Genomic DNA, 26892 nt, shown 5'->3' with positions numbered 1-26892 from the left:
GCTCCTTCTAGTTCGCGGGGACCGGGTCCAGGTCGGCCGGGCTGGACAGGGTGCCGCGCACAGCCGTGGCGGCGGCTACCAGCGGGGACACCAGGTGGGTACGCCCACCCTTGCCCTGCCGGCCCTCAAAGTTACGGTTCGAGGTGGAGGCGGCTCGTTGGCCGGGGGTCAGCTGGTCCGGGTTCATCCCCAGGCACATGGAGCAGCCGGCGTTTCGCCACTCGGCACCAAAGTCCAGGAACACCTGGTCGAGGCCTTCGGCCATTGCCTGTTCGCGCACGCGGGCTGAGCCGGGCACCACCAGCATCTGGACGCCGTCGGCAATCTTGCGCCCCCGGAGGACGTCGGCCGCCATCCGCAGGTCCTCAATCCGGCCGTTGGTGCACGAACCCAGGAACACGACATCCACCGCAATGTCGCGCATCGGGGTGCCCGGCTCCAGGTCCATGTAGGCCAGCGCTCGGTGGGCGGTGGCGCGGTCGATCGGGTCCTTCATGTCTTCGGGATCGGGGACCGACTCGGACAGCTTCACGCCCTGACCGGGGTTGGTGCCCCAGGTGACGAAGGGTTCAATGTCTTCGGCTTCCAGGATCACTTCGGCATCAAAGACCGCGTCGTCGTCGGTGACCAGGCTGCGCCAGTGGGCGACCGCCTCGTCCCACTCGGCGCCTTCGGGCGCGTGCGGACGGCCCTTGATGTAGTCAAAAGTGGTGTCGTCGGGAGCGATCATGCCGGCGCGGGCACCCGCCTCAATCGACATGTTGCAGATGGTCATCCGCGCTTCCATCGACAGGTCGCGAATGGCCTCCCCGCGGTACTCCAGGACGTAACCCTGACCCCCACCGGTGCCGATCTTGGCGATGACCGCCAGGATGATGTCCTTCGATGTGGTCCCCGGCTTCAGTTTGCCGTTGACCGTGATCGCCATCGTCTTGAACGGCTGCAGCGGCAGGGTTTGGGTTGCCAGCACGTGCTCAACTTCGGAGGTGCCGATCCCGAAGGCCAGGGCCCCGAAGGCGCCGTGGGTGGAAGTGTGGGAGTCGCCGCAGACGATGGTGGCGCCCGGCTGGGTCAGGCCCAGCTGCGGTCCAACCACGTGGACGATCCCCTGGTCGATGTCCCCAAGAGAGTGGATCCGGACGCCGAACTCGGCGCAGTTTTGGCGCAGGGTCTCGATCTGCAGTCGCGAAGTCAGATCCGCGATCGGGAGATCGATGTCCTTGGTCGGCGTGTTGTGATCCTCTGTCGCAATCGTCTGGTCCGGGCAGCGCACCGGCCGCCCCGCCAAGCGCAGACCCTCAAACGCCTGCGGACTGGTCACTTCGTGCACGAAGTGCAAGTCGATGTACAGCAGGTCTGGAACCCCATCTTCACCGTGCTTGACGACGTGTTCTTCCCAGACCTTCTCGGCCATCGTCTTACCCACCGTGGCTCACCTCATTCCATCTCGAAGCCTCATGTAGGATAAACATTCCGCCAATCGCCGCGCGCCCGATTTGGAGTCTCATGCTCTGAGATGGCAATATCCGGTTATGGACGGTGTTACAGATTCCAGTGGAGTTGGTGTACTCGACAAGGCGGCCCTGGTTCTGGGCGCGCTTGAAGCCGGGCCCGCCACCTTGGCACAGCTCGTAGCCGCGACTCATCTTGCCAGGCCGACAGCGCACCGATTGGCTGTGGCTCTGGAGCATCACCGCCTGGTCACCCGGGACATGCAGGGACGCTTTGTGCTGGGGCCCCGGCTCCAAGAACTGGCCTCCGCAGCCGGTGAGGACAAGCTAATTTCATCATCCATGCCTATCTTAATTGCCCTTCGGGACCACACCAAGGAGTCGGCTCAACTGTTCCGACGCCAGGGAGAAAATCGGGTTTGCGTCGCCTCTGCCGAACGGCAGGTGGGTCTGCGCGACTCGATCCCGGTCGGTGCTGCACTCACGATGAAGGCCGGCTCCGCCGCGCAGGTTTTGCTGGCCTGGGAAGAGCCGGAACGACTCCACCGGGGCCTGCAGGGAGCCTCGTTTACGGCCACCATGCTGTCGCAGGTTCGGCGCCGCGGCTGGGCTCAGTCGGTCAGTGAGCGCGAGGCGGGGGTGGCCTCAGTCTCGGCACCGGTTCGCGGCGGCGACGGACGCGTGATTGCGGCCCTGTCGATTTCCGGGCCCCTGGAGCGGATGGGGCGCCAGCCTGGGCGGGTCCACGGCCCGGCGGTCGTGGCGGCCGCCAATCGCCTCAGCGAGTTCCTCAGCACCGCCGAGAAGATGGGGCTGTAGCTGGCCGGTTTGGTGGCTGCGGGGCCGCTTGTGGGGCCGTTGTGGGCCCGGCCGGGGTGGCTGCGGGGCCTGCCAGGATGGTTGCGCTCGTTTCCGAGGTGAATCTAGCTGGTTGATGTGCGTTTAGCGCGCCGGACTGCTGGCAAACGTGCCCGAACAGTGGCAAACATCGACCCAAAAGGTCCAGTCAGCCCCAAACGACCCAGGTTTGCCAGCGTTTGCACATGTTTGCCAGCAAAAACGGGAGTTGGGCACAGGACTCTTCGTCCCGCGACCAACTCCCGCAGTGAACCGCAAACTGCTTTGCTCTCTCGGTCGTCCGGAAGCGGCACCGCTCACCCGCGGGCCTCTCCGTCCGCCGCTAGCTCAACTCTTGAGCGGAAAACTCAATCGGGGTGAAGCGTTCAGGGACGTGGTTGTCCTTGTCCCCCACCGGGGTCCAGGCCCACCCAACATTGATCCCCAACTCTTCCAGCCGTTCGTACCTGGCGAACTGGAATGCCCACCGGTCACCGGGCGCTGGGGGCAAGGACCGACCGTTCGCTAGTAGTTCGAGGGAAGACCACGGGATCTTGATCATCGTGTCCCACCCCTCGTCCACGTCGCTGTCATCATTGATGGTTCCGTGCAGTTGAACCTGGGTTTCCAACCCGGGCAAATCCCAGTCTGTATAGGCCCAACGCACTCCCCGGGGGTGATCGCCCAGCCAGAAACGGTCACTTTCCCGGTCGTTGTTCCCCCCAAACGTGTAGGCCTTCCGCCTCATGGGATCCAACTCTGGGTACTCGTCGCCGTGAGAATCGAAGTAGTCCCTCCACGCGAACAGGACCTCGTACACCACGTTGTTGGCGCTGATTTCCAGCTCGTAGTAGAACGGGCCACCATCGATGAAAAGCTCGACATTGTTTTCGTTGAACAGCAACTGGTCGCGTTCCAGCATGGTTCCACTCAGGTACGGTTCTTGAGCCCAATAGCGAACGAACAGGTACTCCTCGCTCCACAGGACTGCCACTTGGGTTTGATACAGCGCTCGTTTTCCGTTGACGATATTGACGAAACGAGGCGACTTCGCGGCTTGATCCCACAGCGGTGAGTCGACCTTCAAGTCACGCCCAACGGATGTTGGCACTTTCAATGCCTGGTACATGTTGTTACTTTCCTCCCCAGAGGTCCTTTTTCGGAATCTCCGTGTTTTCGTAGTCAAGTTCGCGCAGGATTTGGAACGTCGCACCGGGGGTCAGCGACATGAAATAGTCGGCCGCCACCGGGGTTAGCTTCGGAAAGAGGTACCCCTGCTTCAAGATGATGACGTCGTAATCGTCAATATTCAGATCTGCCGCGGCGAAGTGTGCCGGGGTGACGAATGAGCCCGAAATGTCGGTCAACACTACATCAACGTTGCCGACACTGACCGTCACTGCCTGTCCGACCGCGTCGCGTTCAGAGCTCATGTATCCACGCAGGTCACCCCGATGTGTCAGGGTGCCTTGGACCCGAACGGGCTGACTGTCGGCAGTGATGGCCATTCCAACCTGGAGGTCCACCTCGGCGCCAATTGGCACGCCCACCAGTTGGGACACCGCCGTCGAATCAAAGATGGTGGTCACCAGAATCCGTTTGCCGAAGTCCTCCCCCAGCAGCCGCTCGAGCAGAACGGTACTTGCACCGACCGCCCCACCCGTGGTGTTGTCCCCCGAGTCGGCAATGAACAGCGGGGCGTCCACTTTCCCGCGCAGAGTCTCCAGGGTCTGGTCGATATCCAACACTTTCATCTGGAACTCGAAATCCTGGGCCCGACCGAGGATGTACTCGGCCAACTCATCCGCTAGCTGCTGGGCCTTTTCTTCATATTCCTCAGTCTCGGGGACCACGAGCACGGAGGCAGAGTTCCAGGGCACGTCGGCCCAAGCAAAACCGACGAAGAACGAGGCGTCTAGAATTCCCGGCACCTGCTCCACCTGGTCCAAGCGCTCAATAATCTGATTGAGCGGGGCCCGAGCAGACAGGGCCATCTCCCCGCTCAGCGCGATTGGAACCTGGCGGTAGCCGATCCGGCCGGGATTTCCCCCAATCACCTTGACCAGTTCCTCGGCGGTTCGGGCTTCGATTTCTGGCTGGTCAATGTGAGGGATGGTCCGATAGGCGCGGATAATGGTCGCCAGCTCGGTCAACTCTCTGGTGATATTTCCGTGCGGATCCAGCGTGAGTGAAATTGGAAGGTTCGGCCCAACTTGGGCCCGCAGGGCACGCAGCAGGTCCGTCTCTGCCGCGCCAACCTCCTCGACAATCATGGCTCCGTGCAAGTGCAGCCAGATGCCGTCCAGATCCGGGTTCGCCTCCACGGATGCGAGCAGCTCCGCCTTGAACTGCTCGTAAACATCGCGCTTGACCACCCCGGAGGACAGCGCCATGGCGTAGATCGAGTCCACTACATCGATGCCGTGATTGCGGAACACCTGCGTGCTCGCTACCCGATCAAGGCTCTCCTGGCCGCGCAGAACCACGAACTGCTCCGCCCCGGTGGGCAACGGGTTGAAGGTGTTGGACTCGTGATAGATGAGGCCACTGACGATTTTCATTGTAAGTTTTACCCTTTCACTGCCCCGGCAAGAGCTCCGGAGACAAAGTACTTTTGGAAGAACGCGAAGATGACGATCATTGGCACCAGGCCGACCAGCGCCGCAGCCATTACCGCCCCGTACTGGGTGACGTAACCGGGCTGGACTAGAGTCGATAGCATCAACGGGACCGTGTACATATCACTCTTGGTCAGTACCACCAGGTGGTAAATGAAGTTGCCCCACTGCTGGGTGAAGGTAATGATCGCCACCGTCGCCGCGGCAGGTTTGATGTTGGGCAACACCATGGAGGTGAAGATCTTCAGCTCCGACGCTCCATCGATTCGAGCCGACTCCACCAGTTCCTTGGGAAAGGAAAGGAGCTGTTGTCGCATGAGGAAAACCCCGAATGGGGTCACCAGGAACGGCACAATCAAGGCCCAGTAGCTATCGGTCCAGGACAGCTTGTTCATGATGATGAAAAGCGGAACCAGCGACACCTGGATCGGCAGCATCATGGTCAGCAAGACCAGACCGAAGAGCACCTTTTTCCCACGGAACTCAAACTGGGTGAAGGCATATCCGGCCATAGCTCCAAAGAAGACCGTTCCCCCGGCGGTAGCCAGCGAAACCACCAGGCTATTGGCCAGAATCCGCCAGAATGGCATGGTGGCGGTCAACCACTCCATATTGGCCAGGAACGAGGTACCCGGCAGTTCCGAGGTGAAGATTTCGCTGTTAGGTCGGGTCGCGGCCGCAAACATCCAGTAAAGCGGATAGATCGACGCGATCAGCAGGATTCCCAGGAAGATGATCGTCAGCAGAACCCAAAACGGGTTGTTTTTCTTGTTGAACATGGCCTAGATTTCCCCTCCACGAGTGACCTTCACCTGGACGTAGGCCAAGATTCCAATCAGCGTGGTCACGATGTATGCGCCGGCTGAAGCCAACCCGAAGTTGAATGAGCCAAACCCCTTGTCGTAGAGGTAAAGCATGACCGTCGCGGTGGCGTGATTGGGTCCGCCCCCGGTCAGAATGTACGGTTCGGCGAACAACTGCAGGGTGCCAATGGTGGACAGCAGCGTGCAGAACAGCAGAATTGGCTTCAACATAGGAATTGTGATCCGCCGGAACTTTTGGACCGCGTTGGCTCCGTCAATGTCGGCCGCCTCATAGAGTTCACCCGGCACGCTCTGCAAACCGGCCAGCAGGATAATCGCGTTATAACCCAGCCAGCGCCAAGTAATCACGATGATGATCATGACTTTGGCCCAGGTGGGATCAGTTTTCCAAGCCACACCGTCGGCCCCAAACCAACCCAAGAATCCGTTGATGGCGCCATTCGCCTCGTTAAAGAGCATGGAGAAGATGATCGAGTAGGTAACCAGGTCCACCAGGGCGGGCAGGAAGAACAGCGTTCGGAGCGTCCCCTTGAACCTGGTGGTCTTTGCGTTCAGCACCGCGGCGATGACCGTGGCCAGAAACAGCATGATCGGAACCTGAATAATCAAGAACAGAGCTGTGTTGCCGAGCGACTTCCAAAACAGCTCATCCATGAACAATTGCTTGTAGTTGGTGAGCCCAATAAAGGTGGCCTTACCCGCGGTCCACTTGCTGAAGCTCAGGACCAGGGAATAGACGATTGGAAAGAGAAGGAAGCCACCGAAGATGATGAAGAAGGGCAGGATAAAGCCGTACGCTGCACGTTCGCGATAGGCATGTCGCCGACGGCCGGGCCGCCAGCGGGTGGGCTGATCGGCTGAGGGGGAAGACTCCGCTGCCGCGGCCCCCTCGGCCAAAGCCGATCTGGATACGGGAGACGTCGCACTCATTGGTCTCTAGCTTTCGTATTGGACCGCGATGATCACTGTTGCCCAGGGGGGCAATGCTCCAACTGAGCATTCGCCCCCCTGGATCAACTCATCGGGCGGTGATTTCCAGGCCGGTCGCGGTAGCCGCGCGCTTTTCAGCTTCCTGGAATGCCTTGTCCGCGGCCTCGTTGGCTGCCATCACCTTGCCGTAGGCGTTGGTGAGTTCAGCGTGGAAGTCCATGTAGTAGGGCCCAAACTCGAGCTCCGGGATCTCCTGCGCCAAGGATGCGAAAGTCTCCGGGATGTTCACCGCGAAGAATCCGGTGTCAGCGGCCTTGAACTCTTCGGTCTCGTAGAAGGGCTGCCAGGAGGGGAACAGGCCGTGGCTCAGCTGGATCTCTTGCCCCTCGTTGGTGAGCAGCGCAAACTCCACAAAGTCCTGAGCCAGTTGCTTGCACTTCGAGCCGCTGGAAATTGCCAGCACCCCGCCACCCAAGTTCGCATTGGTGTTGCCGCCCTGCTCGAAAGCCGGCAGCGGCATCACGGACCAAACACCCTTTTGGTCGGGAGCCTGATCTTCAATGGTCCCAGCGAACCAGACCGGGAGAATTACCGAAGCGGTTTGTCCGGAAGCAACGGTCTGCACCAGGGCTGACCAGTCGCCGGCGTCCTGCACGATCCCCTCTTCCACCAGACGCTTGACCATCTCCATCGCCTCAATGTTGGGCTCATTGGCAAAGTCGATCCGGCCTTCGCTGTCGGTGTAGCGGCCACCCAACTCACTCATCAGCAGCATCCAGGTGCTGGGGTTGGGATCCGAGCCGGTGGTGTCAAAAGCCACCATGTGCACGCCGTCCACCGCGTCCTGCAGCTGCTTGCCCGCCGCAATAAAGTCATCCCAGGTTTCAATCTTGCTGGCATCGATTCCAGCCTGCTGATAGAAATCAGTCCGGTACCAGACGGCTCCGGGGCCCAGGTCCCACGGCACCCCGTACATTTTTTCACCGTCTCCCCCGGCGGCCCAGGCCACCTCGGCAAACTCCCCCTGATGGGGCGCGAGGAACTCCGTCAGGTCTTCAAACTGGCCTTCGAACTGACGCTGGAAGGTCTGGAAGTCCCGCTGTTCCACATGCATGATGTCCGGCGCACCCGACCCAGCGGTCAGAGCCGGAATGATGTTTGCGTAATCATGTCCAACGCGTTGAATATTGACAGTCTTGCCTTCATTGTTCTCCATGAAGACTCCGGCCGCCTCTTCCAGCACATCAGCAGCGGCTGCCCACGAGGCAACTGTGACCTCACTGCAGTCCCCACCTGCGGCTGGATCTCCACTCTGTTCTGACTTGCCCCCGCCTGAAGAGCAGGCAGCCACCCCAATCAGCGACCCAACCAGGACGGTCGAGAGCAGCATCTTGGTGCGCCGCCGATGGCGCGAAACTGGGTTGCTCAGACTATTACTCACCTTGTTCTCCTTTGAGCTTGGCGTTCATGTTTACGTTATCATGGTAGCAGCGTGTCGAGTTAGGAAACAGACCGTCTCGCATTACGATTAGGTAACAGGCGTCGGTGCTGACCCTGAAGGCCGAGGGCCAAATGCACCTCCGAAGGAAGGCGACCAAACAGGATGGCTGCAGGAAAGAAACGAGGGCCAAAGAAGCGTGGTCCCTCGATTGCCGATGTGGCAAAGTTGGCGGGTGTTTCCGCCCAGACTGTCTCCCGCGTCTCTACCGGTCACGAGCGGGTCCTCCCAGAGACCCGAAAAAAGGTCCTGGCCGCCATGCACGAAATCGGGTACAGCCCTAACTCAGCAGCCCGCGCTCTGCGAGTTGGCAAGTTTGGCACTATTGGTCTCATCGCGCAGCAGTTCGATCGAACGGGAGAAATCCTCACCACGGCTTCGGTGATCCGGGCGGCCGAGTCCCTCGGATACTCAATCTCGATTATCCAGGTGAGCAACCCAAATGTGGACGAGCTCCAACTCGCCTCCTCCCGTCTCTCCCAGCAGGCCATCGATGGTCTGATCGTGGTCCGAGCCGGCCTCGCCTCGGCGGCATCCCTGGCTCTGCCCGACCACCTGCCGGTGGTGGTGTCTGACTCTCACCTGTGGGAGGACTTCCCATCGGTCATTGTTGACCAGGCGAAGGGCACTCGAGATGCGGTGAACCACCTGCTCTCGCTCGGCCACAAGAACGTCTATCACGTAACTGGTGACCCGGATTCAGCTCCTGCACTCGACCGGCTGGAAGCCTGGCAGAACTGCCTGGTGGAGGCGGGGATTGTCCCCTTCGCTGCCTGGCGAGGCGACTGGACCGCCCGCTCGGGCTACGAGGCCGGCAAGTTCATCGCCAAACATCCAGAGATCACCGCCGTTTACTGCGCCAACGACGAGACGGCCTTCGGTCTACTTAGATCACTGCAAGAAGAAGGAGTGAAGGTTCCGCAGGACGTCTCGGTGGTGGGCTTCGACAGTATTGCCCTCAGCGAGTACTCCTTCCCTCCCCTGACTACCGTCAAACCCGATTACGATGCGATGGGTCGCCAACTCATGCAACGCCTCGTCCACGAAATCGAAAACGGGCGCCAGCACCAGATCGACCGAACTGTGGTGGCCACGGAGCTGGTCGTCAGGGGGTCGACCGCTCCCCCACCAAATGCGAGGCGCTAACATCTCGAAAACGCGAACCGGCCCGAGGACTGAGTCCCCGGGCCGGCCCACCTGCTGCTGAGGTTACTGCTTGCCGCGCTTGGAGCTGATTACGTCAGCCGCCACCGCAAACACCACCACTAGGCCCTTGATCGCCTGCTGCACGTTCGGGTTCACCCCCAGGATCGACAGGCCCATGTTCAGGACGCCCATGACCAGCGCACCGATGATGGCCCCGGAGATCTTGCCAACGCCGCCGGAGACGGCCGTTCCACCAATGAAGGAGGCCGCGATCGCGTCCAACTCGAACATGGTTCCCGCCGAGCCAACGGCTGAACCGGCTCGGGAAGTGACGATGATGCCCGCCAGCGCCGCCAGGAAGCCCATGTTAACGAACACCCAGAAGTCCACCCGGCGGGTGTTGATGCCCGAGAGTCGAGCCGCCTTCAAGTTGCCGCCCACCGCGTAGATGTGGCGCCCAAACCGGGTCCGACTCATGACGAAGCTGTAGACAACCACCAGGACCCCGACAATCACCAGGACCACCGGGGTTCCACCAGCCGACATGGCCAGCAGGTAGGTGACAAACCCAATGGCGAAGACAATCAGCACCAGGCGCAGGACAAAGGCAACGTAGCCTTCCACCGCGACACCCGCTCGAGCCGACCGCGCCCGGGACCGGAACAGGGACCAGACGACGCCCACAATTGCCAGTGCACCAATCAGGAGGGTGACCATGTCCATGTAGCCCAGGTAGCCAAACACCGGGGGTAGTGACCCGCCCGCGATCGCCTTGAACGGCTTGGATGGGGTGGTGACGGTTTTACCGTTCAGGACAATCAAAGCCAAGCCGCGGAAGAGCAGCATGCCACCGAGGGTGACGATGAAGGCTGGGATCCCCACGTAGGCCACCCAGAACCCCTGCCAGAAGCCGATCAGCACCCCGAGCAGGAGGCCGGCAGCTACCGCCACGATCCACGGTAATCCCGCGTTAGACATGAGGACGGCGACCACCGCCCCGACGAAAGCCACCACGGAACCGACTGACAGGTCAATGTGACGGGCGATGATCACCATCGTCATCCCGATGGTCAGCACCATTACGTAGGCGTTTTGCTTGACCAGGTTGGCCACATTGTCGGGCTCCAGCAGGGCGCCCTTGGTGAGGATGGCAAAGACAATCACAATGGCAATCAGCGCCGCCAGGATTCCGTATTCCTTCAGGCTGATAACCCGTTGCTTTGGAGCTTTGATTTTTGGCTGGACGCTCATGCGGCACCCCTCGTCTTCTCTTCAGTCATGAGCCGCATCAGTGATTCCTGAGTGGCTTCGGCGGCGGGCACCTCTCCGGTGATGGTCCCCTGTGACATGGTGTAGATGCGGTCGCACACCCCGAGGATTTCGGGCAGTTCTGAGGAAATGAACAGGACCGCCTTCCCCTGATCGGCGAGCCGCTGAATGATTTGGTAGATCTCGTACTTCGCCCCCACGTCAATGCCGCGGGTGGGCTCATCCAGAATGAGGATTTCCGGATCCGTGAACATCCATTTGGCCAGGACGACCTTTTGCTGGTTGCCGCCAGACAGAGCCGAAACCAACAGTTCGACACTGGGCGTCTTGATCGCCAACGCGCGGCGGTACTCCTCCGCGGTCGCCTTCTCTTTCCCGAAGTCAATCACGCGGTTGGTCAGCACCTTGTCCAAGCCGGCAATCGTGATGTTGTCTTCGATGCTGCGGATCAGGTTCAACCCGAGGTTCTTCCGATCTTCGGGCACATACGCCAAACCGTGCTCGATGGCCTGCGGCACCGTCGCGGTGGAGATCTTCTGCCCGCGCTTTTGGACGGTGCCGGAGATGTTGACCCCGTACTGGCGGCCAAACAGGCTCATGGCCAGTTCGGTGCGGCCGGCCCCCATCAGACCGGCGAGGCCGACAATTTCTCCAGCGCGCAGCACCAGGGAAGCTCCGTCGACCACTTTCCGCTCGGTGTCGATTGGGTGGTAGACGGTCCAGTCCTTCACCTCGAGGATTTCCTCGCCGATCGTGGATTCGTGTTCGGGGAACCGGTTGTCGAGGGGGCGACCCACCATCAGGCGGATGATCTCCTCCTGGGTGACTCCGCCATCTCGGTGCATGTCGAATTCCCCGACGGATTCGCCGTCGCGGATCACCGTGGTGGTGTCGGCAATCTCCTCAATCTCACCCAGCTTGTGCGAGATAATGATCATGGTGACCCCCTCCTCGCGCAAGCTGCGCATGAGGTCGAGGAGGTGGGCTGAGTCGTCGTCGTTGAGTGCGGCGGTCGGCTCGTCCAAAATCAGGAGCTTGACCTCTTTGGAGAGGGCTTTCGCGATTTCGACTAGTTGTTGCTGCCCGACTCCCAGGTCAGCGACCTTGGCCCGTGGGTCGACCGCCAGGCCAACCCGCTCGAGCAGGAGTCGGGCACGCTGGTTCGTAGCATGCCAATCGATGAATCCTCCCCGCAGGATCTCATTGCCCAAGAAGATGTTCTCGGCTACCGACAGGTAGGGTGAGAGCGCTAACTCTTGGTGAATGATCACGATCCCCAGTGACTCGGAATCTCGAATTGATCTGAACTTGCAGGCGTTTCCGTGCAGGAAAATCTCCCCCGAGTAACTGCCGTGGGGGTAGACCCCGGACAGCACGTTCATCAGTGTTGATTTGCCCGCTCCGTTCTCACCGCAGATGGCGTGGACCTCACCTCGTCGTACCTCGAGGTTCACGTCATTGAGAGCTTTCACCCCAAAGAACTCTTTGGTTATGTGCTCCATGCGCAAAATGACTTCATCGGTCAGCATGCTACGATCACCAGACTTTCCTAGCTGCTAGCGGAGGTTAGGAGACCTTCAGGTCCGGAAGGAACCCGGAGTCAACCAGCATTTCCTTCACGTTTTCCTTGGTCACCACCACCGGATCGAGCAGGTAGGAGGGGACAACCTTCACATCATTGTTGTAATCCTCAGTGTTGTTAACGGTCACTTCGGAGCAGGTCATGATCTCGTTGACCATGTTGGAGACCACCTTGCCAAGCTCGCGGGTGTCCTTCCACACGGTCATCGACTGGGCGCCGGCCAAGATGTTGTTAACGTTCGCTTCGTCCGCGTCCTGACCGGTCAGGATCGGGTAGTCGGCCGAGCCGGCTTCGTAGCCATTGGCCTGCAGCGCTTCGGCGATTCCCAGTGCCAGCGAATCGTTGGGCGAAAGGACAATGTTGACCTTCTTGTCGCGGTAGTAGCTGTTCAGGCGGTTCTCCATCTCGGACTGGGCGGCCGAGCCGTCCCAACCCTGGATCCCGATGCTCTGCCAGTCATCGACGCTCTTGGGCTGCTTGCCGGACTGGACCACCAGGGTGCCGTCCTCCAGGTAGGGCTGCAACACGTCGAAAGCACCCTTGAAGAAGAAGCGGGCGTTGTTGTCATCCGGGGAGCCGGCGAACATTTCGAAGTTGTACGGGCCCTCACCGGACTTGATGAAGTCCTCAATGTACTGGCCCTGCAGGGTGCCCACCTTCTCGTTGTCGAACGAGGCGTAGTAGTCAACCGCTTCGGTCCCCTTGATCAGGCGGTCGTAGGCAATGACGGGGATGCCCTTCTCCGCCGCGGTCTCGAGAACCGGGCCGAGAGCTTCACCGTCGATCGAGGCCACCACCAGCACCTCGGCGCCGGCGTTGATCATGTTCTCTAGTTGCGAGATCTGCATCTCCGGCTTGTTATCCGCGTACTGCAGGTCAACCTGGTACCCCATGTCTTCGAGCAGCTTCTGCAGGTCGGCACCGTCACGGTTCCAACGCTCCAGGGACTTCGTTGGCATGGCTACCCCGACAAGGCCGTCGGTGGTGAAGGAACATTCGCCACCAGCGGCTGCGTCGCCACCTGATTCGCCGCTGGCCGGGGTGTCGGTGCCACCGCCGGATCCACCCCGGTCAGACGAGCAGCCACCCGCTCCAATGGCGAGGGCCCCGATGACCGCGATGGCAGCCAGCCGCTTTCCAATCGTTTTCACTATTCTGACTCCTTTGTTCGTTTTGTTGCGCTACTGAATCCGAGGCGAGCCTGTCGGACCCACCCGGAAACCCGATTGATGTCCCGGTGCCTGACGGGATGCCGGAGCGACCAGTTGGTAGCCACCCCACCGCGGGATTGCCGAGACCTGAGGGGATGAAGAGTCAGCCCGCCGGGCCGAAGAGCTCGTTTTGCGTCACAGTCACTCCTCATCGAGAACCATTATGTTTCATAGCAAAACTAAACCATCTCGAGTCGTCCCGCCACAGCTCCGGGCAACCGTTGCCATTTTGTAACACAACAGAACTATTTGCCGGCTCCGCGAGCCTGGCCCGGGCAAGATGCCTGATCAGAGGCCTAAAAGGGCCTACTCCAATCGACTCTGGACACACGCCTAGGGCCTCCCCACCCATGGTGGAGAGGCCCCGAGAAGCACGACGGTTTCTAGGCTGAAACGGCCGCCCGCCGCTTGTTGTAGACGTCGAAGGCAACGGCTAGGAGCAGGACCAAGCCCTTGATGATCTGCTGGGTGGAGGTAGACGCACCCATTAGCTGCATCCCGTTAGACAGCACTGCCATGACCAAACCACCGATCAGAGCACCGGAGATTCGACCGATACCACCGGTAGTGGAAGCACCACCGACGAAACAGGCCGCAATGGCGTCCAGCTCGAACATGTTGCCAGCTGATGGCTGCGCGCCGTTCATCCGAGCCGAATAGAGGATTCCCGCGACCGCCGACAGGAAGCCCATGTTCACGAACACCCAGAACTGAACCGTCTTCACATTGATGCCGGACAGGGCCGCAGCAGACTTGTTACCCCCGATGGCGTAGACATCACGCCCAAAGACGGTCCGCTGAGAAATGAAGCCGTAGACGAAGATCAACACTGCCAGGATGATCAGCACAATCGGTAGCCCGCGAGCTGTGGCCAGCTTGTAGCCAAAGGCCATCACCACCGCTGCCAGGATCAGCATCTTGATGCCCCAAATCCAAAGCGACTCGACAATCTGGCCGTACTTGACCTTCTCAGAGCGGGCCCGCCACTGGAAGTACACGAAGCCAATCACGCCGATCGCAAAGATTACCAGGGTGAAGACATCGACCCCGTATCCACCGAAGAGCCCGTTCAAGAATCCATTGGCAATGTTGTAGTAACCCTTGGGGAACGGAGAGAGGGAGACGTTGTCCAACACGTTGTAGGTCAGACCACGGAACAGCATCATCCCGCCGAGGGTGACGATGAAGCCCGGAATCCCGACGTAGGCAACCCAGAATCCTTGGAAAACTCCCACTGCGATCCCGGTGGCCAGGGCCGCCACCACTCCCACCCACCAGGGGAATCCGTGGCGGATCACGAGGACGGCAGAAACGGCGCCTGTGAGCGCGACCACCGATCCCACCGACAGGTCGATCTGAGCCAGCACGATGACCAGAATCATGCCGATCGCCAGGACCAAAATGTAGGAGTACTGCAGGACGATGTTCGTCAGGTTGTTAGCGCTGAGGAACGTCGGGTTGATGATAGAGAAGGCAATTACGATGGCGACAAACGCAACGAAAATACCCGACTGGCGGATGCTGGTTCCCATCGTGTTCTTCAGGAAATCTCGGACACTCACGAGCGCGTCTCCCTTACCGGTTCAATAGTCATAAGTCTCATTAGCTCTGTTTGGGTGGCCTCTTCGATGGGGACCTCCCCGGTGATTCGCCCGTAGGCGAGCGTGTAAATGCGATCGGAAATCCCCAGGAGTTCTTCCAGTTCCGAGGAGATCACGATCACCGCTTTGCCCTGGGCAACCATGTCGTTGATCAAGGTGTAGATCTCGTACTTGGCACCCACATCAATGCCGCGGGTCGGCTCGTCCAAAATGAGCACGTCGGCGTCGGTGTAAAGCCATTTGGACAACACCACTTTCTGCTGGTTTCCACCAGAGAGCGAGCCGGCCAGTTGGAGCACATTGTTGGCGCGAATATTCATCGCCTCTTGATAGCGGATCGCCACGGCCAACTCTTCGTTGTCGTTGACCACCCCCCGTTTGGAGTGCTTATGGATCCCCGCAATGCCAATATTTCGGCGGATGTCGTCGATCAGGTTGAGGCCGTAGACCTTACGGTCTTCAGTCGCGTAGGCCACCTTGTGTTTGATAGCGGCGGCCACGCTCCCCAGTTTGATCTCCTGCCCGTCCTTGAACAGCTGACCACTGATCTTTGAGCCGTAGGTGCGCCCAAAGATACTCATTGCCAACTCGGTTCGACCGGCTCCCATTAGCCCGGCGAGTCCGACGACTTCGCCTCGACGAACATTGAACGAGGCGTCCTTGATGATGACACGGTCTTCTTGAGTTGGGTGATGGACAGTCCAATCCCTTACTTCGAATAGCACCTCACCCGGATTGGACTGACGCGGCGGGTAGAACTGTGACAGGGTCCGTCCCACCATCAGCTCGATGATCGTGTTCTTGGTAACCGCTGGGTCGGACATATCCAGGGTGCCGGCCGTTTCGCCATCGCGCAGGATCGTGGTTCGGTCCGCGATCGCTTCGATCTCGTTGAGCTTGTGCGAGATGATGATGATCGTGACGCCGGAGTCTCGCAATTGCCGGACCAGATCCAGCAGTACCTCCGAGTCAGCGTCGTTGAGCGCAGCGGTGGGCTCGTCCAGCACTAGGAGTTCAACGTCCTTGGCCAGAACTTTTCCGATCTCCACCATCTGCTGTTTGCCGACCCCAAGTTGAGAGACCGGGGTAACCACCGGCTCGTGCAAACCAACCCGCTGCAGCATTTTGGTTGCTTCGGAATTGACCTGGTTCCAGTCAATCAAACCAAGCTTGGTGGGCTTCTTCGAGCCGAGGAAGAGGTTTTCCGCGATAGTCATGTAGGGCACCAGCGCCAGCTCCTGGTGGATGATGCCGATCCCGGCATTTTCCGAGTCGCGCACGGAGCCGAATTTTGCCTCTGTTCCCCGGTAGATAATCTGTCCTGTGTACTCTCCATGAGGGTACACGCCGGACAGAATTTTCATCAGCGTCGATTTGCCGGCACCGTTCTCTCCGCAGAGAGCATGAACTTCACCACGGCGAACATCAAAGTTCACATTCTTTAGCACCTGCACGCCGGAGAAGCTCTTGCAAATGTCGCGCATTTCCAAGATGTTTTCTGTCATCACACTACCAATTCACTGGTGAGGGGGCTCGTGCTCAGGGAAGGAAAACCACCTGAGCACGAGCCCGGACATGGGTACTAGTTAGCGACCCCGGACTTGACTTCGTCTTCAGTCCAGTAGCCAGACTCGATCACGGTGGATTCGATGTTGTCCTGGTACACGGTCACAACGTCAAGCAGGTACGAAGGAACAACCTTCACCCCGTTGTCGTAGTCGGTGGTGTTGTTGGCCTCCGGCTCGCGGCCACAGGCGAGGTCCTGGACCACCTGGACGGCCCGATCTGCCAGCAGACGAGTGTCTTTGAAGATGGTGGACTGCTGCACGCCGTCCGCAATCAGCTTGATGGAGGCAATCTCGGCGTCCTGGCCGGTGACAATCGGCAGTCCGTCAGCGATGGTCGGGCCCAACCCCACACCCTGCAGGGCGGTGATGATGCCCCGAGAGATGCCATCGAAGGGAGACAGCACGCCTGCCAGCTCGCTCGGGTCCGGGTAGGTGGAGGACAGCAGGTCTTCCATCCGCTTCTGTGCTGCTTCCTGAGACCAACGCAGGGTGGCTGCCTGGTCGAACTTAGTCTGGCCGGACTTGATCACCAAGGTGCCATCATCCAGGTAGGGCTTGAGGGTGTCCATCGCACCGTTGAAGAAGAATCCGGCATTGTTGTCGTCGGGAGAGCCGGCGAAGATCTCAATGTTGAGTGGCCCCTTGGGCGCATCCGCCGCCTTGGTGCCATCCTCTTCCACCAGGCCCAAGCCGTGGAGCAGAGCGGTCCCCTGGGCCACGCCCACCAGGTAGTTGTCGAAGGAAACGTAGAAGTCCACGTTTTCGTTGTCGCGAATCAGGCGGTCGTAAGAGATCACCGGAATACCGGCAGCGCCGGCGGCGTCCAACTGGCTGGACAGGGCAGTGCCGTCGATCGAGGCAATTACCAGGACGTCCACCCCGTTGGTGATCATCTGGTCGATCTGCTGAGTTTGGGTCGGAATGTCGTCGTTGGCGAACTGCAGGTCAACCTGGTAACCAGCCTCTTCCAGTCCAGCCTTGACCGCTTCCCCATCGGCGATCCACCGTTCGGAGGTCTGGGTGGGCATCGCGACACCGACGGTCATCCCGACGCCGCATTCAGCTTCGCCCGCGTCTCCGGACGCCGCCGCATCGCCGGACTCAGTCTGCTCAGTATTGGTTGAACCGGCGCCGCCTCCATCGCAGCCGCTCAATGCGAGCGCTCCCACGGTCAGAAGGCCGGCTGCGGCCATCAGCTTATTCTTGAAGGGAACATTCATGGTCGAGTTTCTCCTCATCGAGTCTGGGTTAGGAAAGAACTTCCTGGCGATGCGGCCATTTTGCCTACAATCACGAGCAGTAAATTCGCTCGTGTCATCCGCATCACACGTAATGTTAGCGCTCACAGTACGGGTCGGCAACGGCTGCGGTGGACCGTTATCACTTCGTGTCCATCTTGTGACCTTTATGAACAGAACTTAACCGTCCGGTCGGATAGCGGCTCTTTTCCCGTCATTGCACTCTTTAATCGGTTTCCAGCCATCGTCGTGTACCAGCAGCGAGCAGCGCAAAGCCGGTGGAATCGCCCCCGCAAAAGCGGATTCCACCGGCTCCTTTTGCCACTCAGCGGAAGTTAGCGCTCAACTCAAAAGCGGGCTTGTTCCACCGCAGTTCCTGGCGGAACCTGCTAGTAGTAGTGTCCGCGTCAATTACCATCAGTTCGGTCCGAGCCAGGTCCGCAAAAATCCGCAACACGTCCACCGAGACGGCAGTTGTCAGGGCGGTATGGTGCGCTCCGCCTGAGTGCATCCAACATTCGGCCGAGGTAACCAGGTCCGGTTGTGGTTTCCAGACAGCGTGCGCCACCGGAAGGTTCGGCATTGGCTCAAGCGGATCGACCAGATCCACCAGATTGGCAGTCAACCGGAAGCGAGAGCCGAGGTCTGCGAGCGCTACCACCAAGCCCGGGACCGGATCCGCGCTAAAGACCATCCGAACTGGGTCTTCTCGATCACCAATGCCTAGGGGGTGTATCTCCACTCTTGGGCGGGTCGTGGTCAGGCTTGGGCAAACCTCAAGCATGTGAGCACCCAAGATAAGTTCCTGGCCTGGCACCAGGTTGTAGGTGTAGTCCTCCATGAGGGAGGCACCACCCGGGAGCCCCTCCCCCATGACCTTCATCAGTCGGACCAGAACCGCTGTCTTCCAGTCCCCCTCAGCCCCAAACCCGTATCCCTCGGCCATCAGCCGTTGAACGGCCAGGCCGGGTAGTTGCCGCAATCCTCCCAAGTCTTCGAAGGTGTCGGTGAACGCCGTGGCCCCCTGCTCCGTCAAGAAGGTGCGCAGTGCAATCTCCTGCCGGGCCGCATACACCAGGGACTCGTGACGCTCACCTCCCACGCGCAGTTCCGGCTGGACGTCGTAAAGCTCCTCGTATGTCTGCGCCAGCTCCGCCGCTTCCGCCTCGCTGACCTGCTCCAGCTGGTTAACCAGATCCGTCACACCCCAGGTGTTAACGCTGACACCAAAGACCCTTTGAGCCTCGGTCTTGTCCCCCTCGGTCACGGCGACATTTCGCATATTGTCGCCAAATCGCACCACTTTCAGCTGGTGCGCTTCTGCCCAACCAAGGCAGGCACGGATCCAAGTGGCGACGCGAGCGCGCACATCCGGCCGGCTCACATGGCCGACCACAATCTCCCGGTTGATGCCCAACCTCGACACCAGGTAGGCAAACTCTCGGTCCCCGTGCGCCGACTGGTTCAGATTCATGAAATCCATATCGATGGTGTCCCAGGGCAACTGCTCGCTCTCCTGAGTGTGCAGGTGCAGCATGGGTTTCTGAAGGGTTCCGAGGCCGGTGATCCACATTTTTGCCGGGCTGAAGGTATGCATCCACAGGATTACCCCAACGACCTCATCTCTCCCGTTAGCCTCAAGGATCACACGCCGAATCTCCTCCGGATCTTTCAGCGTTGGGCGCCACACCACGGGCACCGGCAGATCCCCGGACAGATTGAGCTGTTCCACCACCTGCTGGGATTGGTGGGCTACTTGAGCCAGCGTGTCCGGTCCGTACAGTTCCTGCGAACCGGTCAGAAACCAGACTTCCCGCCCGGCCATTGCACTTCGCATGTTGTTCCTCTTTCCTAGTGTTGTCCGTAGACGTGCTGGTATCGCTGATAGAGAGCGTCAATCTTGTCTGCCGGGATCGGGAGGGGGGTGCCGAGTTGACGGGCCAAGAACACGGTCTTGGCCACCTCCTCTACCATGGCGGCAGTTTTCACCGAGGCTTGGGCATCACGGCCCACAGTGAAAGGCCCGTGGTTTTGCATCAGCACTGCTCGTGAGCGTGAGTTAGACAGGGTCTCGACAATGCCTCGACCGATCGAGTCGTCGCCAATCAGGGCAAACGGCCCGATCGGGATCTCTCCGCCGAACTCGTCCCCCATCATGGTCAGCACGCATGGGATTGGCTCGCCGCAGGCCGCCCAAGCCGTGGCATAGGAAGAGTGCGTATGGGTGACCCCACCAACCTCTGGCAGGTGGCGGTAAACGTAGGCATGGGCAGCAGTGTCTGAAGACGGCGAGTGCTCGCCGCGAAGGAGGTTTCCGTCGAGATCACACACGACCATGTGATCGGGAGTCAGCTGATCGTAGGTAACTCCGGAAGCTTTGATTACCATCAGGTCGTCAGAGCCGTCGGGGGCGCTGCCCCGAACCCGCTCAGAGACATTGCCGGCGGTCCAGACCACCAGGTTCCACCGGGTCAGTTCGGCGTGCAGGGCACATACGCGCTGCTGCGCCGCTCGGATGGCTGCTTCCATCTCGGGAGACCACTGTTGCTGTTGCCCCATTGGGTTTCCTTTCTGTGTCAAACCCCGTCTGGCAGGCTGAGTGCGGGATTGGGGGTTGGACAGCCGGGTGGAGAACTTCGTTGTTTCGCCTCCGGATCCGACTCCGGATCACGTTAGCGCTAACATTGTATCGCATCCGGTCCAACAGAAGGACAGAAGGAAGAAGAAGTTTCCCAGTCGAGCGGCTGCCCAGCCGGACGGCTAGGCCGAGTCTCGCACGATCAACTCCGAAGGAATCAGGATATTGCCAACCGCTTTTCCGCGAATTACCGCCAAAAGCATCTGAACCGCCTCCCGGCCCAGCCGGAAGAAGTCCTGCCGAACTGTGGTCAGTGACGGGTAGAAAAATGCGGTTCCAGCTTCATCGTCATAGCCGACGATGCGCACGTCTTTGCCCACTCGCACCCCCGCCTCGCCAAAGGCCCGCAGAGCCCCAAGGGCCATCTGGTCGTTAGCGATCACAATTGCCTCCGGCAAGTGCCCGGCCAGCATCCGCTGAGCCATGACGTAGCCCGACTCTGCTGTCCAATCACCGCGGTCATATCCACCGAACCGGAGGTTCAGCTCCGCCATCGACTCATTCCACTGAATCGCCCGTTCTTCGGAGTCAAACCAGTGAGGTGGCCCGGCAAAGTGGGCAACTTCGTCGCACCCGGTCGCAGCCAAGTGTTCCAGTGCCTGGCGCACACCGACCCTCTGCCCCACACCGATTCTGGCAATGGTCGAATCCGGGTTGATCCAGCCGGAAGCCACCGCAATACTCGGCACCGGCACCGTGATCCGTTCCAACTCTTCGGCAATACGCACCACGGGAGCCGAGATGATGATGCCCGCCACTCCCTGGGACAGGAACTGGTCAATGGCCTGCCGGAGTCGCTGCGCTGAGAACTCGGTCAGCGTAGCCACCGAGACCATGTAGCCTCGCTCCGCGGCCGCTAGCTGGATTGATAGCAGCGTGGTGGCTGGACCGTAAAGGACAAAGTCGGCTGTAATCACCCCAATTAGGCGGGAGGTCCGAGTGGCCAGGGTCCGGGCGGTCTCGTTTCGTCGGTATCCCAGCTGGTCGATAGCTGCCAGCACCCGGTCGCGAGTCTCGGGCCGCACCGCGTCGGCCTGATTGAGGACTCGGGACACAGTCTGGTGCGAAACGCCAGCCACCGCTGCCACATCCGCCATTGACGGCGGGCGGGTCCCCGACGAACGCCGGCGCCGACCTGTGTCCGACGCGGAAGCGGAATCCTGCTCAGTCAAGATGCTGCCCCTTCCAGTTACTACTCTGCGGCCTGGGGCAGGTTTCGCCCAGCTCGCTCTTGGGCCCACTTGTAGGCGGAGTCCACTTGTGGCATCACCACCTGCCAGTCGAGCGGGCAGACAGTACCTCGATTGTGCTCCCTGATTGCCTGCAGTTGGGCGGGCTGGCGTGTCCATTCAACCAGAGTCTGGGTGAGTTCGGCATCGGTTTGGGCCCGAACTCCCTCGTCGGGGCCAATTCGTTCGCCTAGGCCAGACTGACTCCGAGTCAAAATGGCCAAACCGGCCGCCTGCGCCTCAGCTGCGGCAATGGAGGCCGCTTCGTTGATTGACGGCGACACGAACACGTCTGCTCCCGCGTAAAGCCGCCGCAACTCGGGCGCACTCAGGCGACCCGGCAAAGAGATCACGTCCTCAAGTCCGTGACGCTCCACAAAAGATTGAGCCGACTCGAACCCGGGCCCCTCCCCGGCCAGGACCGCCCGCAGGCTGCCCGGTTCTACCTCTCCGGCCGCCTCCCGCAGGATTTCCAGCAGGGCTGGGATCCGTTTCCGAGGGGCAAACCGAGCTGCAGTTACCGCTACCAACCCCTCGTGCGGTTCGGGTTCCACCCGCCAGCGGGACCCGTCCACCCCGTTCGGGAGGACCTGCACGTTCTCCGCGCCGACCGCCTCTGCCACTAGCCCGGCCACCAGGTGCGAAACCCCGGTCCAGCCAATGTGAGCGTCCCTGAACGACTTACCCAACCAACGGTAAATCGGCAGGGTCACCCGCCGGTTCCAGACGGAATGCACGGTCACCAGAGTGGGAATGTGAGCGTTCCGCAGGCGCCACAGCAGGGCCTGAACTACCGGGGTCAGCTCCCCCAGGTGCAGGTGCACCACGTCGGGGTTCAGCCGCTCTAACACCTGGTGGAACCGGCGGGGTGCGCGCGGGTCCACCGGTGCGTGCACCGGGTTGGCCCAGACCGAGCGCAAGACCCGATACGGAAGCTCAACCTCACCCGGAGTGCAGGTAAGCACGGTGACCTGGTCACCCCGTTGCGCCTGCTGGGCAGCCAGTTGGGACACCTGGGTCTCGATGCCCCCCATCATCGGGAGGAAACAGTCGGTAACGTGAACGATGCGCATGGGACCTATCGTGTCACATACACGCGAACAGACGCTCATCAGCTCGGCAGCCTGTGGATAAGAATAAGAATTTGCGAATGGCAACTATTGCCTGAGTACCCCCAACGGGATTTGAACCCGTGTTGCCGCCGTGAGAGGGCGGTGTCCTAGGCCGCTAGACGATGGGGGCTAAGGACAGAACCAAACTGGCTCTGGTACCCCCAACGGGATTTGAACCCGTGTTGCCGCCGTGAGAGGGCGGTGTCCTAGGCCGCTAGACGATGGGGGCCTATTTGGTTGCCTGATCTAAGATCAGCCAATCGCTGGGGTACTAGGACTCGAACCTAGACTAAATGAACCAGAATCACTCGTGCTGCCGATTACACCATACCCCAAGGTACTTCGTGGTCTTGCTCGCTCAGATCGGGTCTGTTACGACCAAGGCCAACGAAGATTTAGGTTACCTGACACGGGCGCAGCACTCAAATCTACGCCTCGTGAATGCGGTCACGCCCCGAGGGAGTCCCGCAGGGAACGGAGCCGCCCCAAAGTGGTGGTTCGGCCCAGAATTTCCATGGATTCGAACAGGGGCGGCGAGACACGACGCCCGGAGACGGCCACCCGGAGGGGACCAAATGCGAGGCGAGGTTTCACCCCCATCTGCTCAACGATGGCTTCGCGCAGCGCCGACTCCAACTGTTCGACCCCGAACTGATCCTCCGCCAGCCCTTCGATCACTTCAATCGCGGTCTCCAGCACCCGATCAGCCCCATCCTTCAGGGTCTTTCGCGCATCGTCTTCCACGTGAACGCTCTCATCCGCGCTGAACAGGAATCCCAGCATCCCCACGGCCTCACTCAACACCTGGATGCGAGTCTGGATCAGAGGGGCAGCCGCGGTGAGAACCTGCTGCTCCCGCTCAGTAAGCGCTTCGAAGTCAGTGGCCGAGACCAGGTCGGCTTCGGCCAGGAACGGCACCAGACGGTTGCGGAAATCGTCGGCTTCCAGCAGTCGGATGTGATCGCCATTAATGGCCAAGCACTTCTTCTGGTCAAACCGGGCCGGGTTCGGGTTTACATCGGCAATGTCAAAGGCCGCCACCATCTCGTCCATGCTGAAGATATCCCGGTCCGGGGCAATGGACCACCCCAGCAGGGCCAGGTAGTTCAACAGTCCCTCGGGGATCATCCCGTTTTGCCGGTGCAGCAGCAGGTTGGACTCGGGATCACGCTTGGACAGCTTCTTGTTGCCCTCCCCCATCACGTAGGGCAGGTGGCCAAACTTCGGCATTTCATCGGCCACGCCCAGCTCAATCAGGGCGCGGTAGAGCACGACCTGGCGGGGAGTGGAGCTGAGGAGGTCCTCACCGCGAAGCACGTGCGTGATCTTCATGAGAGCGTCATCAACGGGGTTGACCAGGGTGTAGAGCGGATCTCCGTTAGCGCGCACAATTACGTAGTCCGGCACAGAACCGGCCTTGAAGGTGACGTCGCCGCGGACCAGGTCGGTGAAAGTAATGTCCTCGTCGGGCATCCGCAGGCGAATAACCGGCTCCCGCCCCTCGGCCCGGTAGGCCGCCCTCTGCTCGTCGGTCAGATCACGGTCGAAACCGTCATAGCCCAGCTTCGGGCTCCGACCTGCCGCCACGTGACGCGCCTCCACCTCTTCGGGGGTGGAGAAAGACTCGTAGGCGTACCCGCCCTGAATCAGCTGATCAATCACCTCTCGGTAGATTTCGGTCCGCTCCGACTGGCGGTAGGGACCGTGGGGTCCTCCCACCTCAATCCCCTCGTCCCAGTCCAGGCCCAGCCAGCGCAACGACTCAATGATCTGGTCGTAGCTTTCCTGGGAGTCCCGTCCAGCATCGGTATCTTCGATCCGAAACACGAAGGTTCCGCCGGTATGACGGGCGTAAGCCCAGTTGAACAGGCAGGTCCGAACCATGCCGACGTGGGGGGTCCCGGTCGGGGACGGACAAAAGCGCACGCGAATTGCAGAATTGTTGGTATCCATGATGAGTCCAGAATATCCTGGTTATTGGCTCCGTCGAAACCAGGAAAGGCTCACCATGTCAATTTTTGAACCCAGTGTTGCTCACCTCCGCGAGACCGGATCGCTCAAGTGGACGGGAGTGAGCGCCCCTGGCGATCGGCCGGCGCAGGGAGCCTGGGTAGCAGAAATGGATTTTGGTACCGCCCCCGTGGTGGCCGAGCGCCTGAAGAAAGCCATCGGCGACGGGATGTTGGGGTACCTGCCCTACTGGCTTGAGGACGCCACCGCCGAAGCCCTGACCCGGTTCCAGGAAGCTCGTTACGGCTGGGCAATTGAGCCCAGCTGGGTCCGGACCGCCAACTCGGTCCTCGGCGCGCTGGAGGCCACCATCAGCCACCTGACCCGGCCCGGCTCGTCCGTGATCGTCCCCACCCCGGCCTACATGCCGTTCCTGACCATTCCCGGGCGACACAACCGCGAGGTCATTGAGGTACCGTCGCTGCACACCGCCGGCCAGTCGTGCCCGGACGCATGGTCGCTGGATTTGGCCGGGATCAAGGCTGGGCTCGAGGCGGGGGCCGGCCTGGTGATTCTGTGTAACCCGTGGAACCCCACGGGCCGTTCACTGCGAACCGAAGAGCTGGTTGCCCTCCACGATCTGGTGTCCCAGTACGACGCGATGGTTTTCTCCGACGAGATCCACGCCCCCCTGACCTTTGCCGACACCCCTACCTTTGTATCCTATGCGTCGCTGGGACCCCACTTTGCCGCCCACACGGTGACGGCGGTGGCCGCCTCGAAAGCTTGGAATATTGCGGGCCTGTCGGCCGCACAGGTGATTTTGCCCGACCGGGAACTGCGCGAGCAGTGGGATCAGAAGGCCAGTGCCATTTCCCGCTCCGCGGTTCCCCTTGGGCTGCTGGGTGCGGTGACCGCCTACGAGTCGGGCAGTGACTGGCTGGAGGAAGTCCTGGCCTACATCGGGCGAAACCTGGACCTGCTCGACGAGGTTGTGGCCGCCACCGCGGTGGACTACACCCGCCCTGAAGCCACCTACCTGACCTGGTTGGGGATGGATGCCTACGACCTGGACCAGTGCCCGCAGTCGCTGCTGCTGCGCGACTACTCGATCGCGGCCAATGCCGGCGAGACGCTGGGCGCTCCCTACTGCCAGTGGGTCCGCCTCAATGCCGCCATGGTCCGCCCCGAATGGGAACGGACCATGGACCTGTTGGCTCAGGCACTGAAGGCCTGGCCCCTGAAAGGCTAGCCGCCTCAGCAAACCTCAGCCGCCCCCGCAAAGCCCCGGCCACCTCGGCAAAAGGTCGAGGCACTGCCTCAGCGGCGCACCACCGGGTTCGACAGGGTGCCGATTCCCGAGATGGTCACGTCGACCCGGTCCCCCGGTTCGAGCGGCCCCACGCCGGCCGGGGTGCCGGTCAGGATCACGTCTCCGGGCAGCAGGGTGAAGACCCCGCTGATGAAGGAAACCAGCTCGCGCACCGGCACAATCATGTCCGCGGTGGAGGCCGACTGCCGGAGCTGACCGTCCACGCTGGAGGTAATCAGCAGGTTGTCCACATCCAGGTCCGGGTCGACCGTGATCCAGGGACCCAGCGGACACGAGGTGTCAAACCCTTTGGCCCGGGTCCACTGCCCGTCCTGCTTCTGCTTGTCCCGAGCGGTCACGTCGTTGGCGGCCGTGTAACCAAGGATAATGTCGTCAACCTGATCTACGGGCACGTCCTTGGCCAGCGTCTTAATCACCACCGCCAGTTCGGCCTCGTGTTCGACCCGCTCCGACCACCTCGGCAGCACGATCGGGTCGTCCGGGCCGATCACCGAGGTGTTGGGCTTCATGAACAGAATTGGCTCAGCCGCCGCCTCGGTTCCTCCCATTTCCCGCACGTGATCCAAGTAGTTCTTCCCGACCGCGACCACTTTGGAGCGGGGAATGACCGGAGAAACCAGCCTCACCTCGTCCAAATCCAACACTTCGCCGGTGGCTTCGATCTTGCCAAACAGGGGATCGCCCCGGAGCACGAAAATCCGGGTTGAGTCCTCCTGCATCATTCCGTAACGGGGATTGTCTCCATCAGAAAACCGCACAATTCTCATGGGACTAGCCTAGCCCCGGCTCGCCCCCAGCGCTGCCATCCGGTCCCATCCCGCTCCCCGCGGCCCCGGCCACAAACGCGAGATGCGACA

21 protein-coding genes and 3 tRNA genes are annotated in these 26892 nt (G+C 60.7%); 3 read left to right on the top strand and 21 right to left on the bottom strand.

Annotated elements, in window-relative coordinates:
- Window positions 1–7: 7 nt before the first annotated feature.
- Window positions 8–1426, bottom strand: a complete 1419-nt coding sequence (gene leuC / locus SAC06_RS03735; RefSeq protein WP_350258873.1) for a 3-isopropylmalate dehydratase large subunit — start codon at window positions 1424–1426, stop codon at window positions 8–10.
- Between the two features lie 106 nt (window positions 1427–1532).
- Here leuC and SAC06_RS03730 point away from each other — a divergent pair, with 106 nt between their 5' ends.
- Window positions 1533–2270, top strand: coding sequence for an IclR family transcriptional regulator (locus SAC06_RS03730; protein WP_350258872.1), 738 nt, complete (start codon window positions 1533–1535; stop codon window positions 2268–2270).
- Window positions 2271–2631: 361 nt separating this feature from the next.
- Here SAC06_RS03730 and SAC06_RS03725 read toward each other — a convergent pair whose 3' ends face one another.
- The 5 genes from SAC06_RS03725 to SAC06_RS03705 form a co-directional block, all read right to left on the bottom strand.
- A complete protein-coding gene (locus SAC06_RS03725) occupies window positions 2632–3417 on the bottom strand; it encodes a carbohydrate-binding family 9-like protein (protein ID WP_350258871.1) in 786 nt (261 codons plus the stop codon).
- Between the two features lie 4 nt (window positions 3418–3421).
- Window positions 3422–4849 carry a M81 family metallopeptidase gene (locus SAC06_RS03720; protein ID WP_350258870.1) on the bottom strand — a complete coding sequence of 476 codons (1428 nt, stop codon included), beginning with the start codon at window positions 4847–4849 and terminating at the stop codon, window positions 3422–3424.
- 8 nt (window positions 4850–4857) lie between these two features.
- Window positions 4858–5685 carry a carbohydrate ABC transporter permease gene (locus SAC06_RS03715; protein ID WP_350258869.1) on the bottom strand — a complete coding sequence of 276 codons (828 nt, stop codon included), beginning with the start codon at window positions 5683–5685 and terminating at the stop codon, window positions 4858–4860.
- Window positions 5686–5688: 3 nt separating this feature from the next.
- Entirely contained in the window at window positions 5689–6660 is a 972-nt protein-coding gene (locus SAC06_RS03710) for a sugar ABC transporter permease (protein WP_350258868.1), read from the bottom strand.
- Between the two features lie 88 nt (window positions 6661–6748).
- Window positions 6749–8101 carry an ABC transporter substrate-binding protein gene (locus tag SAC06_RS03705; RefSeq protein WP_350258867.1) on the bottom strand — a complete coding sequence of 451 codons (1353 nt, stop codon included), beginning with the start codon at window positions 8099–8101 and terminating at the stop codon, window positions 6749–6751.
- A 162-nt stretch (window positions 8102–8263) separates the two neighbouring features.
- On the opposite strand from SAC06_RS03705, the gene SAC06_RS03700 reads away from it, so the two are divergent.
- Complete coding sequence (locus tag SAC06_RS03700) at window positions 8264–9304, top strand: LacI family DNA-binding transcriptional regulator (RefSeq protein ID WP_350258866.1); 1041 nt, start codon at window positions 8264–8266, stop codon at window positions 9302–9304.
- 63 nt (window positions 9305–9367) lie between these two features.
- Here the strand turns inward: SAC06_RS03700 and mmsB (SAC06_RS03695) are convergent, their stop codons facing one another.
- The 14 genes from mmsB (SAC06_RS03695) to gltX all read right to left on the bottom strand — a co-directional run bounded on the left by mmsB (SAC06_RS03695) (window position 9368) and on the right by gltX (window position 24705).
- A complete protein-coding gene (mmsB, locus tag SAC06_RS03695) occupies window positions 9368–10555 on the bottom strand; it encodes a multiple monosaccharide ABC transporter permease (protein WP_350258865.1) in 1188 nt (395 codons plus the stop codon).
- Window positions 10552–12102, bottom strand: a complete 1551-nt coding sequence (gene mmsA, locus SAC06_RS03690) for a multiple monosaccharide ABC transporter ATP-binding protein (RefSeq protein ID WP_350258864.1) — start codon at window positions 12100–12102, stop codon at window positions 10552–10554. The genes mmsB (SAC06_RS03695) and mmsA overlap by 4 nt, the downstream gene beginning before the upstream one ends.
- Before the next feature lie 37 nt (window positions 12103–12139).
- Entirely contained in the window at window positions 12140–13306 is a 1167-nt protein-coding gene (chvE, locus tag SAC06_RS03685; protein ID WP_350258863.1) for a multiple monosaccharide ABC transporter substrate-binding protein, read from the bottom strand.
- Between the two features lie 443 nt (window positions 13307–13749).
- Window positions 13750–14928 carry a multiple monosaccharide ABC transporter permease gene (gene mmsB / locus SAC06_RS03680; RefSeq protein WP_350258862.1) on the bottom strand — a complete coding sequence of 393 codons (1179 nt, stop codon included), beginning with the start codon at window positions 14926–14928 and terminating at the stop codon, window positions 13750–13752.
- The gene (locus SAC06_RS03675) at window positions 14925–16472 is read right to left on the bottom strand and encodes a sugar ABC transporter ATP-binding protein (protein ID WP_350258861.1); all 1548 of its coding nucleotides are present in this window, start codon (window positions 16470–16472) and stop codon (window positions 14925–14927) included. Before SAC06_RS03675 ends, mmsB (SAC06_RS03680) begins: the two co-directional genes overlap by 4 nt.
- Before the next feature lie 77 nt (window positions 16473–16549).
- Window positions 16550–17755 (bottom strand): multiple monosaccharide ABC transporter substrate-binding protein, encoded by a 1206-nt coding sequence (gene chvE / locus SAC06_RS03670; protein WP_350258860.1) that lies wholly within the window; start codon window positions 17753–17755, stop codon window positions 16550–16552.
- 343 nt (window positions 17756–18098) lie between these two features.
- Window positions 18099–19610: an L-arabinose isomerase gene (gene araA, locus SAC06_RS03665; RefSeq protein WP_350258859.1), complete on the bottom strand. Its 1512-nt coding sequence runs from the start codon at window positions 19608–19610 to the stop codon at window positions 18099–18101.
- Between the two features lie 14 nt (window positions 19611–19624).
- Window positions 19625–20332 (bottom strand): L-ribulose-5-phosphate 4-epimerase, encoded by a 708-nt coding sequence (locus SAC06_RS03660; protein WP_350258858.1) that lies wholly within the window; start codon window positions 20330–20332, stop codon window positions 19625–19627.
- Between the two features lie 201 nt (window positions 20333–20533).
- Window positions 20534–21583 (bottom strand): LacI family DNA-binding transcriptional regulator, encoded by a 1050-nt coding sequence (locus tag SAC06_RS03655; protein WP_350258857.1) that lies wholly within the window; start codon window positions 21581–21583, stop codon window positions 20534–20536.
- 20 nt (window positions 21584–21603) lie between these two features.
- Window positions 21604–22713, bottom strand: a complete 1110-nt coding sequence (locus tag SAC06_RS03650) for a glycosyltransferase family 4 protein (RefSeq protein ID WP_350258856.1) — start codon at window positions 22711–22713, stop codon at window positions 21604–21606.
- A gap of 96 nt (window positions 22714–22809) precedes the next feature.
- Window positions 22810–22882 (bottom strand) — tRNA-Glu (locus tag SAC06_RS03645).
- Between the two features lie 23 nt (window positions 22883–22905).
- A tRNA-Glu gene (locus SAC06_RS03640) sits at window positions 22906–22981 on the bottom strand.
- Window positions 22982–23015: 34 nt separating this feature from the next.
- A tRNA-Gln gene (locus SAC06_RS03635) sits at window positions 23016–23087 on the bottom strand.
- Window positions 23088–23199: 112 nt separating this feature from the next.
- Window positions 23200–24705, bottom strand: a complete 1506-nt coding sequence (gene gltX / locus SAC06_RS03630) for a glutamate--tRNA ligase (protein WP_350258855.1) — start codon at window positions 24703–24705, stop codon at window positions 23200–23202.
- 55 nt (window positions 24706–24760) lie between these two features.
- On the opposite strand from gltX, the gene SAC06_RS03625 reads away from it, so the two are divergent.
- Window positions 24761–25954 carry a MalY/PatB family protein gene (locus SAC06_RS03625; RefSeq protein ID WP_350258854.1) on the top strand — a complete coding sequence of 398 codons (1194 nt, stop codon included), beginning with the start codon at window positions 24761–24763 and terminating at the stop codon, window positions 25952–25954.
- A gap of 68 nt (window positions 25955–26022) precedes the next feature.
- Here the strand turns inward: SAC06_RS03625 and SAC06_RS03620 are convergent, their stop codons facing one another.
- Complete coding sequence (locus SAC06_RS03620; RefSeq protein WP_350258853.1) at window positions 26023–26802, bottom strand: fumarylacetoacetate hydrolase family protein; 780 nt, start codon at window positions 26800–26802, stop codon at window positions 26023–26025.
- Between the last annotated feature and the right edge of the window lie 90 nt (window positions 26803–26892).

Origin of the sequence: Scrofimicrobium sp. R131 (genome assembly GCF_040256745.1) — a bacterium.
Lineage (GTDB): Bacteria > Actinomycetota > Actinomycetes > Actinomycetales > Actinomycetaceae > Scrofimicrobium > Scrofimicrobium appendicitidis.
The sequence above is the reverse complement of the archived record's forward strand: the minus strand, read 5'-3'. Positions and strand labels throughout refer to the sequence as shown.

Excerpts from the sequence above, each read along its gene's own strand:
- SAC06_RS03730 (WP_350258872.1), top strand. The coding sequence starts at position 1,533 with ATGGACGGTGTTACAGATTCCAGTGGAGTTGGTGTACTCGACAAGGCG.
- araA (WP_350258859.1), bottom strand. The coding sequence starts at position 19,610 with ATGCGAAGTGCAATGGCCGGGCGGGAAGTCTGGTTTCTGACCGGTTCG.
- SAC06_RS03725 (WP_350258871.1), bottom strand. The coding sequence starts at position 3,417 with ATGTACCAGGCATTGAAAGTGCCAACATCCGTTGGGCGTGACTTGAAG.
- SAC06_RS03650 (WP_350258856.1), bottom strand. The coding sequence starts at position 22,713 with ATGCGCATCGTTCACGTTACCGACTGTTTCCTCCCGATGATGGGGGGC.
- SAC06_RS03625 (WP_350258854.1), top strand. The coding sequence starts at position 24,761 with ATGTCAATTTTTGAACCCAGTGTTGCTCACCTCCGCGAGACCGGATCG.
- SAC06_RS03675 (WP_350258861.1), bottom strand. The coding sequence starts at position 16,472 with ATGACAGAAAACATCTTGGAAATGCGCGACATTTGCAAGAGCTTCTCC.
- SAC06_RS03660 (WP_350258858.1), bottom strand. The coding sequence starts at position 20,332 with ATGGGGCAACAGCAACAGTGGTCTCCCGAGATGGAAGCAGCCATCCGA.
- SAC06_RS03715 (WP_350258869.1), bottom strand. The coding sequence starts at position 5,685 with ATGTTCAACAAGAAAAACAACCCGTTTTGGGTTCTGCTGACGATCATC.
- mmsA (WP_350258864.1), bottom strand. The coding sequence starts at position 12,102 with ATGCTGACCGATGAAGTCATTTTGCGCATGGAGCACATAACCAAAGAG.
- SAC06_RS03700 (WP_350258866.1), top strand. The coding sequence starts at position 8,264 with ATGGCTGCAGGAAAGAAACGAGGGCCAAAGAAGCGTGGTCCCTCGATT.
- SAC06_RS03710 (WP_350258868.1), bottom strand. The coding sequence starts at position 6,660 with ATGAGTGCGACGTCTCCCGTATCCAGATCGGCTTTGGCCGAGGGGGCC.
- SAC06_RS03720 (WP_350258870.1), bottom strand. The coding sequence starts at position 4,849 with ATGAAAATCGTCAGTGGCCTCATCTATCACGAGTCCAACACCTTCAAC.
- SAC06_RS03620 (WP_350258853.1), bottom strand. The coding sequence starts at position 26,802 with ATGAGAATTGTGCGGTTTTCTGATGGAGACAATCCCCGTTACGGAATG.
- chvE (WP_350258860.1), bottom strand. The coding sequence starts at position 17,755 with ATGAATGTTCCCTTCAAGAATAAGCTGATGGCCGCAGCCGGCCTTCTG.
- gltX (WP_350258855.1), bottom strand. The coding sequence starts at position 24,705 with ATGGATACCAACAATTCTGCAATTCGCGTGCGCTTTTGTCCGTCCCCG.
- mmsB (WP_350258865.1), bottom strand. The coding sequence starts at position 10,555 with ATGAGCGTCCAGCCAAAAATCAAAGCTCCAAAGCAACGGGTTATCAGC.